This is a genomic window from Mesorhizobium sp. M4B.F.Ca.ET.017.02.2.1 (assembly GCF_003998955.1).
Taxonomy (GTDB): Bacteria; Pseudomonadota; Alphaproteobacteria; order Rhizobiales; family Rhizobiaceae; genus Mesorhizobium; species Mesorhizobium abyssinicae.
In genome coordinates, this window is the sequence record NZ_RZOF01000225.1 from 1 (window position 1) to 10,644 (window position 10,644).

General features: G+C 65.3%; 9 protein-coding genes and 2 pseudogenes. 4 read left to right on the forward strand and 7 right to left on the reverse strand.

The features are described 5' to 3' along the window. From EN738_RS23015 to EN738_RS23035, 5 genes and pseudogenes are all read right to left on the reverse strand, one after another. Window positions 1-432, reverse strand: a pseudogene (locus tag EN738_RS23015) (ABC transporter substrate-binding protein); the annotation flags it as partial. Between the two features lie 64 nt (window positions 433-496). Continuing rightward, on the reverse strand, window positions 497-1,972 hold the full coding sequence (locus EN738_RS23020; protein ID WP_127285727.1) for an aldehyde dehydrogenase: 1,476 nt from the start codon (window positions 1,970-1,972) through the stop codon (window positions 497-499). Then, window positions 1,969-3,018 carry an LLM class flavin-dependent oxidoreductase gene (locus EN738_RS23025; RefSeq protein WP_127285728.1) on the reverse strand — a complete coding sequence of 350 codons (1,050 nt, stop codon included), beginning with the start codon at window positions 3,016-3,018 and terminating at the stop codon, window positions 1,969-1,971. Before EN738_RS23025 ends, EN738_RS23020 begins: the two co-directional genes overlap by 4 nt. A gap of 5 nt (window positions 3,019-3,023) precedes the next feature. After that, window positions 3,024-4,811 carry an alpha/beta fold hydrolase gene (locus EN738_RS23030; RefSeq protein ID WP_127285729.1) on the reverse strand — a complete coding sequence of 596 codons (1,788 nt, stop codon included), beginning with the start codon at window positions 4,809-4,811 and terminating at the stop codon, window positions 3,024-3,026. Then, a complete protein-coding gene (locus tag EN738_RS23035) occupies window positions 4,804-5,391 on the reverse strand; it encodes an amino acid synthesis family protein (protein ID WP_126058973.1) in 588 nt (195 codons plus the stop codon). Before EN738_RS23035 ends, EN738_RS23030 begins: the two co-directional genes overlap by 8 nt. A 240-nt stretch (window positions 5,392-5,631) precedes the next feature. On the opposite strand from EN738_RS23035, the gene EN738_RS23040 reads away from it, so the two are divergent. Then, a complete protein-coding gene (locus tag EN738_RS23040; protein WP_127285730.1) occupies window positions 5,632-6,309 on the forward strand; it encodes a GntR family transcriptional regulator in 678 nt (225 codons plus the stop codon). A 66-nt stretch (window positions 6,310-6,375) separates the two neighbouring features. Here EN738_RS23040 and EN738_RS23045 read toward each other — a convergent pair whose 3' ends face one another. Next, window positions 6,376-6,681 (reverse strand): hypothetical protein, encoded by a 306-nt coding sequence (locus tag EN738_RS23045; RefSeq protein WP_127285731.1) that lies wholly within the window; start codon window positions 6,679-6,681, stop codon window positions 6,376-6,378. Window positions 6,682-6,899: 218 nt separating this feature from the next. Continuing rightward, window positions 6,900-7,931 (reverse strand): hydroxyacid dehydrogenase, encoded by a 1,032-nt coding sequence (locus EN738_RS23050; RefSeq protein WP_127285732.1) that lies wholly within the window; start codon window positions 7,929-7,931, stop codon window positions 6,900-6,902. A gap of 142 nt (window positions 7,932-8,073) precedes the next feature. On the opposite strand from EN738_RS23050, the gene EN738_RS23055 reads away from it, so the two are divergent. The 3 genes and pseudogenes from EN738_RS23055 to EN738_RS23065 all read left to right on the forward strand — a co-directional run. Then, window positions 8,074-9,147 (forward strand): LacI family DNA-binding transcriptional regulator, encoded by a 1,074-nt coding sequence (locus EN738_RS23055; RefSeq protein ID WP_127285733.1) that lies wholly within the window; start codon window positions 8,074-8,076, stop codon window positions 9,145-9,147. A 76-nt stretch (window positions 9,148-9,223) separates the two neighbouring features. Next, the gene (locus EN738_RS23060; protein ID WP_210214087.1) at window positions 9,224-10,213 is read left to right on the forward strand and encodes a substrate-binding domain-containing protein; all 990 of its coding nucleotides are present in this window, start codon (window positions 9,224-9,226) and stop codon (window positions 10,211-10,213) included. 147 nt (window positions 10,214-10,360) lie between these two features. Next, window positions 10,361-10,644, forward strand: a pseudogene (locus EN738_RS23065) (ABC transporter permease); the annotation flags it as partial.

The following is a 10,644-nucleotide window of genomic DNA, read 5'->3' on the forward strand; positions in this document are numbered from 1 at the left end:
GTCGAACATGTCGGTCCAACCGGCCGGCTCGCCGGAGACCGCGCCCTTGTTCCAGGCGAGCACGAAGGAATAGTAGAAGCTGCCGATTGCGTGCTCGTTGCTGAAGCGCGGATCGAGATCGTCCTTCGGCACGACGGCGAAATCGATCGGCTCGAGCAGCCCGTCCTTGGCCGCCTTGATGGCGAAGTCCATCTCGACGTCGACCACGTCCCAGGTGACGTTCTTGGCGTCGACCATGGCCTTCAGCTTGCCGTAGTCGGTCGGACCGTCCTGCAGCACCTTGACGCCGGCTGAAGCGGTGAACGGCTCGGCCCAGGATTTCGTCTGGGCTTCCTGGGTGGTGCCGCCCCAACTGGTGAACACCATTTCCTCGGCCTTGGCGGCCGTCGTTGCCATGAGGCCGGCAAGGATGCCGGCGAAAATCAGTTTCATGTCGTTCTCCTCTGACTTTGTGTGTTCCGTTTCTTGTTCTTCAGTGCACCGTCGCCATGCCGCCTCAGCGCATGACGAAGGGATCGGGGATCGGCTCGTCCGATGTGCGGATCCACACCGATTTCGAGCGCGTGTAGTCGCGGATGGCGTCGATGCCGCCTTCGCGACCGAGACCGGACAGCCCGTAGCCGCCGAACGGAACCAGCGGCGAGACGGCGCGGTAGGTGTTGACCCAGACCACGCCGGCGTGGATGCCGCGGGCCATGCGGTGCGCTCTGGCGAGGTTGGTGGTGAAGACGCCGGAGGCGAGGCCGAAGGGTGTGTCGTTGGCGAGCGCCAGCGCCTCCGCCTCGCTGTCGAAGGCAAGCGCGCTCAGCACCGGTCCGAACAGTTCCTCGCGCACGCAGGCAAGCGCCTGGTTCTGCGCCTCGATGATCGTCGGCGCGTAGTAGAAGCCGTCCGCCTTGCCCTCGGGCCGTGCGCCGCCGGTGATGAGCCGGCCGCCGCCGGCCAGGCTTTCGGCGACGATCGTCTCGATCCGTTCGCGCTGGCGCAAGGTTGCGAGCGGCCCCATTTCGGTGGCGGTGTCCTGTGGATCGCCGATGGCAATGGCCTCAGCCTTGCGCTTCAGCCGGGCAAGGAACTCGTCCTTGACCGAGCGCTCGACCAGGAGGCGCGAGCCGGCGACGCAGCTCTGCCCGGTCGCGGCGAAGATGCCGGCGACGACGGCGTTGGCGGCGCTGTCGAGATCGGCGTCGGCGAACACGACAACCGGGCTCTTGCCGCCGAGTTCCAGCGTCGTATAGGCGAGGTTCTCGGCCGTGTTAGCGATGATCTGGCGGGCTGTCGAGGGGCCGCCGGTGAAGGCGACGCGGGCGACGAGCGGGTGGCTGGTCAGGCGGCGTCCGCAATCGTGGCCGAAGCCGGTCAGGATGTTGACGGCACCCGCCGGAAAGCCGGCCTCATGGACAAGCTCGGCAAAGGCGAGCAGCGGCGCCGGACCCTCCTCGGAAGCCTTGAGGATGACGGTGCAGCCGGCTGCCAGCGCCGGGCCGAGCTTGACCGCCGACAAAAAGAGCTGCGAATTCCAGGGCACGACCGCGGCAACGACGCCGATCGGCTCCGGCCGGACCGTGACCTCCATGTCGGGCTTGTCGATCGGGATGAAGGCGCCTTCGTGCTTGTCGGCGAGGCCGCCATAGTAGCGGTAATAGTCGCCGACATAGGCGATCTGGGCGCGCGTCTCGCGGATGATCTTGCCGGTGTCGCGCGTTTCCAGTTCCGCCAACCGGCCGGCATTGGCGGCGACGAGATCGCCGAGCCTGACCAGGAGCTTGCCGCGCGCCGTCGCCGTCAGCGAGGCCCAGGGACCGGAACGCAGCGCCCGATGCGCGGCCTCGACGGCGCGGTCGACATCGGCGACGCCAGCGGCCGGCATCGTCGCCCAGGGGGTGCCGGTCGAAGGATCGATGCTGTCAAAGGTCGCCGCCGCCTCGACGAACGCCCCATCTATATAATTCTTGAAGGCTACGGTGCTCATCGCGACCCCGCCTGGAAGGCCGGCATCACCCTGTCGATGAAGAGCCGCAGCGACTTCTTCTTGCGCTCATGCGAAAGGCCGCTGTCGATCCAGATCGAATACTTGTCGTAGCCCTGCGCTTCATAGGCCTTCAGCCTGGCGATCACCTCGTCGGCCTCGCCGATGACGAGGTTCTGCCTGATCTTGTCGGGCGCGTATTGCGGCATGGCCGCGATCTCGTCCTCGGTCAGCGGCTCCAGAATGCCCTGATGCACAGGCTTCTTGTTCTGGAACCAGGCGCCGAACTGGCAGTAGAACAGCGACAGATCCCGTGCCAGACGGTCGGCGTCGGCGGCGTCCTCGGCCACGAATGTGTGCATCAGCAGCATGATTTCCGGCCGCGCTATGTCCGGATGGGCCTGGCAGGCGGTGTTGAAGCGCTCCATCAGGCTCGCCACCTCGCCGTCGCCGGAGGCAAGTGGCGTCACTTGCACGTTGCATTTGTTGGCGACGGCGAAGTCGTGCGAATTCGGATCGCGGGCCGCCACCCAGATCGGCGGGTAGGGGGCTTGCAAGGGCTTGGGCGAGGAGGTGGTCGGCGGGAAGGACCAGAACTCGCCGGACAACTCGAAATCACCGTCCCAGAGGCCGCGCAGTGCCGGCACCATCTCGCGCATGCGCTGGCCTGCGCCCCAGGCGTCGAGCCCAGGGAAGAGCCGCTGATACTCATAGCTGTAGGCGCCGCGCGCGATGCCGATGTCGAGCCGGCCGCTGGTGATGATGTCGGTCATCGCGGCTTCGCCGGCGAGTTTGATCGGGTGCCAGAAGGGCGCGATGATGGTGCCGGTGCCGAGGCGGATGTTTGAGGTCTTGGCGGCGAGATAGGCGATGTTGACGAACGGGTTCGGCGAGATGGTGAATTCCATGCCGTGATGCTCGCCGATCCAGGCGGCCTCGAAGCCTGCCTGCTCGGCCAGCACGACGAGTTCCTCCAGCTCCGTCAGCAGTTCGGATTGCGGCTTGGCCAGATCCGAGCGCTCCATATGGACGAAAAGCGAAAACTTCATCGGTCTCACCCGTGGCCGGAATGGATTGCTGCTGACGGCGCGGCCTTGGCGAGCGGCCGGACCTCACCTTCGACCTCATTGCCGACATAGACGCCGAACTGGTCCTCGGTGCGCTCGCGCGCATAACGGGCGAGCATCGAGCGCACCGCCGGATCGGCGATCTTGAGATCGGCCATCCGGTCGATGTCGACAAGCCTGATCTGCCCGTCGCCGGACAGCGGGGCGCTCATCGTGCCGCGATAGTAGACATGGGTGCGCGTGGCGTCCGTCGCATCGTCCCAGACCGCATAAAGGAAGCCAAGATCGGCGTCGATCGCCTTGGCGGCAAGCTTTCCCCTCAGACTGCGGGCATCGTTCGCGGCGCCGAGGCCATGTCCGGCCGGCAATTGGTGGGAGCCGTCCGCCGCCTCGAGGAAGAGCACGCGGCCTTCGCTCTCGAGGATGGCGCCGACTTCGGTTCCGGGCGGGGCGGCGGCAAGCGCTTCCTGGCTGAGGCCCGGCGTGACATAGGCGCCCCGGCAATAGCCCAATGGCTGCGCGCCGTTGTGGGTGAAATCGTGGACCCGGCCGATGAGGATCGAATGGTCGCCGGCATCCACCAGTTGCTCCATGTCGCAATCGAAGACCGCGACGGAACCGTCGATCACGGGATTTCCCGTCTGGCCCGGCTGCCAGATCACCGACGCGAACTTGTCGGCCGCCTTGGAGGCGAAGATGCCTGACGCGGCCTTCTGGTCTTCCGACAGGATGTTGATCGCGAACCCCCTGGAGGTCGAGAAGGCTTGATGCCCCAGCGCCTTCTTGGCGATGCAGACAAGGACCAGCGGCGGCTCGAGCGAGACTGAGGTGAAGGAGTTGGCGGTGAAGCCGCGCGGGTCGCCTGCCTCGTCCACCGTGGTGACGATGGTGACGCCGGTCAGGAAGGAGCCCAGCGCGCGGCGGAATTCGATTGCGTCGAAAGCGGCCTCGGCGCTTGCGGCAACGTCGGCCGTCCGGTCGAGAAAGGCCGTGATGTGCTGAGTCACTTTCTTGGGCGAAGCGATTGTCATCATGTGCTTTTCTCCGCTCAGCACCAGGCATTGTCCTGATGGCGCGAGCCGCGCCATGGCGGCGGACATTGCAGGCGTGGAATTGCGATCCTCCGATCCGGTCATGAACAGTGCCGGCGCGGCAAGTGCGGCCAGGCGATCGACATGGGCCGTGTCGGCGCTGGCAAAGAGGCGATAGGTGCGGGCGTAGCCTTCGGCATCGACGCCTTCGAGCGCGGTTTGCGCGGTCGCGGCGGCGTCGGCCAGATCCGGCGGGATCGGATCGCCGAACCAGCGCGCGATCGTCGCGGCGATGGCCTGGGGATCGCCATGGCCGCCGAGTGCCGCCGCCCGTTCGCGCACCGCTTGCGCAAGTTCCGGCGGGCGGCGGAAGACGGCGTTGAGGCAAACGACGGAACTGACACGCGACGGGGCGCGCAACGCGATCTCCTGTGCGACCAGCGCGCCCATCGAATGGCCGACGACCGCGACGCGGTCGAGGCCGAGATGGTCGAGCAGGCGGATCGCCTGGTCGGCGAAGTCCGGCAGCCCGGCATCCTGCGGCGGCAACGGCGAGCCGCCATGGCCGAGCATGTCGATGGCGATCAGGTCGAAGCGGTCCTGCATCAAGGCGATCTGCGGCTGCCAGATCGCCGCGCCCATGCCGACGCCATGGATCAGCAGAACCGGCGCTCCGGACCCGGCTCGGATGAAGCCGGTGCCGTCGGGAGCCTTGCCCAGGGCCAGTGCGGCGGCGTCAGCCATGCAGATCCCCGAGTTCCTTCAGGTCCTGGTAGCGGTCGCCGATGCGATGATGCGGGCGGCCGCCGATCGACGCGCCGAGCGCCACCACCAACTCGTCGGGCGCCGGTGCGTCGCCGATCTGGAAATGCACCGTGAGATAGTGGGAGCGGCGGCCTTCATCGTTCTTGTCCATCAGCGGGATCATGATCGGCGTGTTCGGCCCGCCGCGCAGATTGGTGAAGGCGAGATAGGTCTTGGCGCCGACGGCGCGGCGATAGTGGTTGCCGAAATGCAGCGTGTGGATCAGCGCCGAAGCGTGCTCGACTTCGCCCGACGTGCCGCAGATGGCGGCCTTGCCGTAGCCTTCGATCGCTTCGCCGGAGCCGGCGACGCCAATGATCTCGTTGGTCAGCGTTTCGCCGAGCACCGGGGCGACGGCGCGAATCTCTGGCGACAGGTCCTCGGTGAAGCCGCGTCCGGCCCACGGGTTTGTCAGAACCGCCGCAACGCCGATCAGGCGCAGCGGGCGGGGCGCCGCCTTGCCGCCTTCGATCAGCGTGTTCTCGACATAGGTCACGATCTTGCGAATGGCCGGTTTCATGAAATTCCTCGGACGAAACGGCGCGATGCGGGTTCGTCATTTCTATCTCGTCTTATGGTATACCATGATATGGAGAGCCAAGAACCTTGTCAACCGGCCATGGAATCTGTTTTTGTGGCGACGCCAGAGTGCCTCGCCGTTCCATGGAAACGGCGACCCGCTCTAACTCTTTGTTTTGACGCAACTCCTGACGGAAAGCCGCTTCACACTTTTCCTGGAATTGCCCTAAGGGCGGAAAAAATGGCTGACGACACGCTTCGGATCGACCGTTCTGCCAAGACGCTGCGGACACTGGCGCTGGAGCGCATGCGCGAGGCGATCATGGATTTCCATTTCCAGCCCGGCGAAAGGCTGGTCGAGCGGCCGCTGTGCGACCAACTCGGCGTCAGCCGTTCGGTGGTGCGCGAGGTGTTGCGGCAACTGGAGGCCGAGGGCCTGGTGCAGATGGTACCGGGCCACGGACCAGCCGTGGCCAAGCCCGACCTCGGCCGTACCGACGAGATCTACGAACTGCGCGCGCTGCTGGAAGGCATCGCCGCGCGAGCCTGCGCGACCTCGGCCACCAAGGAACAGATCGCTCTTCTCGACGCCGCCCTGGAAAAGCTGCTCGAAGCCTGGGCCTCGGGCGCCCCGGTGGAGGTCATGCGGGCGACGGCCAGCTTCTACGAGGTGCTGTTCGAGGCCGCCGACAAGCGGATCGCCTGGGAGATCGTCACCGGGCTCAATGTTCGCATCAACCAGCTGCGTTCGATGACGATCGCCTCGGAAAACCGCCGCGAGCCGGCGATCAACGAAATGAACGCGATCATGGACGCCATCAGGGCGCGCAAGCCGGAAGAGGCGGAGGCGGCGGCGCGGCGGCATGTCGAATCCGCCTGGCGCATCGCCCGCGATGCGCTTCGGCTGCGGTCGCTGTAGAGTCCCGACCAACAAGAAAACGGCCCCGCAAGCGGAGCCGTTTCATCCGTTGCGATGTCGGCAGGTCTACTTGCTGCCGCCGTTAGCCTTGACGCTGCTGCAGAACTCCGGATGGGTGTTGGTGGGATTGGCGTTCTTCGACTCGTCGTCGCAGGCCGTCATCATCGCCATCTGGTCTTCTGGCGTCAGCGCCTTCCAGGCCTTCACGAAGTCATCGCTGCTGACCATCGTCTTCATGCTGGAGTCGGTATAGAAGGGCTGCATCTTGGCCGGGTCGTCGAGTGCCGACGTGCCGGTGTTTCCTGCGGCCAGCGCCGAGCCGGCGACCATCGAAAGCGCCATGGCGCCCAGCCCTATCATCTTGATGTTCACGATATAATCCTCCTGTTGCTTTGGGGATCGTCGAAGCAACGATCGAAGGCCAAACGACAGGTTTGGACGAAAGTTCCACGATGAGACGACTGGAGAGATGATAATTCTGTCGAAACAGGATCCGGCGCAAATTGAACCTTTTCGGTCGCCCAACGTTCGATTCAATTGTACTCCGCCGACGCCTGCAATGACGTTGCGCGGTTACCGGGAATTGGTCCTCAGTTCTTGTCGACCGGCTTCGATCGCATCCTGGAAACCGTCTCGCGTTCCGCCCGCTTGGAGCGCAGCGGCGGCAGCCCGCGGTCGATCAGGTCCATATCCTCCAGCACCATGTCCCCCATGCGCTTGAAGGCGACGTCGAGCGCGCCGGCGCGGTGCGCGGAGCGCAGGAAGCCGGGCAGGGTGCGCACCGGATGGTCCCTGGCCAGCGGCTCTTCCGGAAAGACATCGCTGGCGGCGACGATCTGGCCGTTGCGGACCGCCTGCATCAGCGCCGGGAAGTCGACGACACCGGCTCGGCTGAGCAGGATAAAGGCGGCGCCCTTGCGCATTTTCGCGAAGGCCTCGGTGCCGAGGAAGCCCTGGTTCTCGCTGGTCACCGAGGCGACGACGAAGACGAAATCGCTCTCCGACAGCACCTTGTCGAGCGAGGCGGGCTCGACGCCGTTGTCGATGAGGATCGACGGCGGCAGCCAGGGATCGAACACCCTGATCAGGGTGCGAAAGCCCGTCAGCAGGCGGTTCAGCGCGCGGCCGAGATCGCCGAAGCCGATGATGCCGACTTCGGCGCCGGAGAGAAGCCGCGCGGTCGCGTTGCCGTCGCCGCCCCACAGCTCCTTGCCTTGCCGGAAGGCCAGGTCGGCATCGACGATGCCGCGTGCCAGGTTGAGCGCCATGGCAAGGCCGAGCTCGGCGACCGGTTCGGCGAAGACCAGGCCGGTGGTGACGACATGGATGCCGCGGGCAAACAGTGTGTCGTAGGGCATGTTGTTGACCAGATTGGTCTCGACGTTGAAGACGCAGCGCAGCGCCTGAAGTCGTTCCAGCGTCTCCGGGCCGAGAGGCGGCTGGCCGACAATGTAGCGCGCCTCGGCAAGCACATGCGCCGGCAACCCGGCGACACCTTCGGGCGTTGTTTCCACGATGCGATATCGCTTGCGAAAGAGCGCCAGTTGCGGTGGTGTGAAGATCAGCTCGAGCGTGCGCGGCTCGGGTGCGCTGATGACCAGCGGCAAGGCATTGTTTGACATGATGTTTCCTCCCGGCGTTGCCGGATCGTGCCATTCACAGCGGTGTTTTACTCCGGATTAAACGATTTACAACTGCGAAAAATCGATTTATCCATTGAACTGGCGAGGTGGCATGCGGCTACCCGCCCTTCGGAGCAGAATGATGGCGCATCGGGAGACCCAGCAGCGGCGTCCGTCGATCCACGACGTGGCAAGCCGCGCCGGCGTGTCCGCCGCCACCGTCTCCAAGGTTTTGGCAGGCGTCACCACGGTGAAGCCCGAAAATGCGCAGCGCGTCTTCGATGCCGTCGATCTCCTCGGTTACCGTGTCGATCCGCTGGCGTCCGACATGCGCCGGGCCAAGCGGCGCATCATCGGCGCCATCATGCCAGAGTTCGAAAGCGAGTTCTTCGGCCAGATGGTCAGCGAGCTCGAGGGGCTCGCCGAGCAGCGCGGTTTCACGCTGGTCGCCGCCTCTAGCCGTGAGTCGGAAGCGCGCGAAAAGGAGATCCTGGCCCGCATGCACGACTGGCGCGTCGCCGGCATCGTGCTGGCGCCGGTGCGCAACGAGCATGGGCCGGCGGCCGGCTTCATGAAAGCCAACGGCATGACCGGCGTGCTGATCGACCGCGTGCTCGCCGACGACGCATTCGATACGGTTTCGGCCGACAGCGCCGCGGCAAGTGCGGAGGTGGCGCGCGCGCTCGTCGGCAAGGGCCATCGCCACATACTGGTCGTCGGTCTGGGCCAGCAGGCGGCAACTGTGCGCGCCCGCCTCGAAGGGTTTCGCGCGACCGCGCTGCAACTGGTGCCCGACATCCGCATCGACGTCGTGCTTGCCGAAAGCGAGGTCGAGCCGCTGCGGACGCTGCTCAGCGACTATTTCAGCGAGGGTGCCAATCGGGGTGAACGCCCGACGGCGGTCTATTCGCTGTTCCTCAAAGGCACGCTGGTGGCGCTTTCCGAATTCCGCCGTCGTGGCTGGCATTGCCCGGACGACATCTCGCTGGTCGGCTTCGACGACGCCGAATGGATGCAGGTGACCTGGCCGGCGATCGCCGCCGTGGTGCAGCCGGTGCGCGAGATCGCCAGCAATGCGATGGACGTGCTGTTTCGCAGGATCGAGGGGGAGGGCGGCCCGCCCAGGGCGCGGCTCGAGCCCTGCAAGGTGTTGATGCGGGAATCCGTTGGCTCGCCAGGCAGCGGCCCGCATTCGGGGGGAGGAAGCCGACAATAGCCCCCATTGTCGAAAACCGAGTGGCGCCGCACCTGGCTTTGGCTCGTGGCGCGTGACAATCAACAGGGAGGAAAACGTGACAGCATTCGTTCTGAAGATAAATCGATTTACGATGGCCTTGGGCATCGCTCTGGCGATGTCGGCAGTAGGCGCCGCCAAGGCCGAGGACGGCGAATACGGCGTGCTGATGAAAACGCTTGCCAACCCGTTCTGGGGCGCGATGGGCCAGGGCGTCGAGGACGGCGCCAAGGAAGCCGGGGTGAAATATTTCCAGCAGGCCGCCGAGAGCGACCAGGCGGCCGAGCCGCAGCTCAACCTCTGCAACACGATGCTGGAGCGCAAGCCGGTGGCGATGATCACCGCGGCGATCAACTCGACCAACCTGTTGCCCTGCCTGAAGGCGGCGCAGGATGCCGGCATCAAGGTGGTCGACCTCGACGGCAATCTCGATCCGGCGGTGCTCGACAAGGAAGGCATCAAGATCACCTTCCGCATCGGCTCCGACAATGTCGCGGCCGGCGGACAGGGCGCAGAATATCTAGTCTCCAAGCTCGGTAAGGACGCCAAGGGTCCGGTGCTGGTGATCGAGGGCCTTTCGGGCAACATCACCGGTCAGAAACGCGCCAAGGGTTTTGCCGACAAGCTCAAGGAACTGGCGCCGGGGCTGGAGATCGTTGCTTCGCTGCCCGGCGACTGGGATCGCGGCAAGGCGGCCTCGATCGCAACCGATACGCTGACCGCGCATCCTGACCTGGTCGCCATCTTCTCCGCCAATGACACCATGGCGCTCGGCGCTGTGGAATCGGTCTATGCGGCCGGCAAGGGTGAGCAGGTGACGATCATCGGCGTCGATGGCAATTCGGATGCGGTCAAGTCGATCAAGGAGGGCCGCCTCAACGCTTCGGTGGCGCAGCTCCCCTATCTGGTCGGCAAGCAGGCGGTCGAGAACGTCAAGAAGGCGCTCGCCGGCGAGAAGGTCGAGGAGAGCATCGCCGTGCCTACCTTGGTGCTGACCAAGGAAATGCTCGACGCCGGCAAGGAGCCGATGCTGCAATATGTGAAGTGAGCAGGGAATAGGGAATAGGGAATAGGCAGTAGGCAGTAGGCAGTAGGGGAGTAAGCGGTTCGCATCGCTTCAGGTCGCTCCTTAATCCACTACTGCCTAATCCCTACTGCCCTACTGCCTAACGGCCGCTCTCAAAGGTGCAAAGACATGGCTTCTGAACAGCCCGGTTTCTGGGCTCGGGTGCAGCGCGCATCCGTCGAACGGCTCCACATCAGGCTGGAGTCGCTGCTGGTGCTTGTGGCGCTGAGCGGGGCGATGGCGCTGCTGTCGCCGTTCTTCCTGTCGCTGAGCAATTTCCTCAACATCCTGCTCGCGACATCGACGATCGGCGTGCTGGCGATCGCCGCCACCTTCGTCATCGGCTCGGGCGGGCTCGACCTGTCGCTCGGCTCGGTCATGGGCCTTGCTGGCGTGGCGGGGGCCCTTGTCCC

What these genes read in the sequence shown, in the direction of transcription:
- EN738_RS23040 (WP_127285730.1), top strand. Translation starts at nt 5,632, where the DNA reads ATGGCTGACGACACGCTTCGGATCGACCGTTCTGCCAAGACGCTGCGG.
- EN738_RS23055 (WP_127285733.1), top strand. Translation starts at nt 8,074, where the DNA reads ATGGCGCATCGGGAGACCCAGCAGCGGCGTCCGTCGATCCACGACGTG.
- EN738_RS23025 (WP_127285728.1), bottom strand. Translation starts at nt 3,018, where the DNA reads ATGAAGTTTTCGCTTTTCGTCCATATGGAGCGCTCGGATCTGGCCAAG.
- EN738_RS23030 (WP_127285729.1), bottom strand. Translation starts at nt 4,811, where the DNA reads ATGGCTGACGCCGCCGCACTGGCCCTGGGCAAGGCTCCCGACGGCACC.
- EN738_RS23035 (WP_126058973.1), bottom strand. Translation starts at nt 5,391, where the DNA reads ATGAAACCGGCCATTCGCAAGATCGTGACCTATGTCGAGAACACGCTG.
- EN738_RS23020 (WP_127285727.1), bottom strand. Translation starts at nt 1,972, where the DNA reads ATGAGCACCGTAGCCTTCAAGAATTATATAGATGGGGCGTTCGTCGAG.
- EN738_RS23050 (WP_127285732.1), bottom strand. Translation starts at nt 7,931, where the DNA reads ATGTCAAACAATGCCTTGCCGCTGGTCATCAGCGCACCCGAGCCGCGC.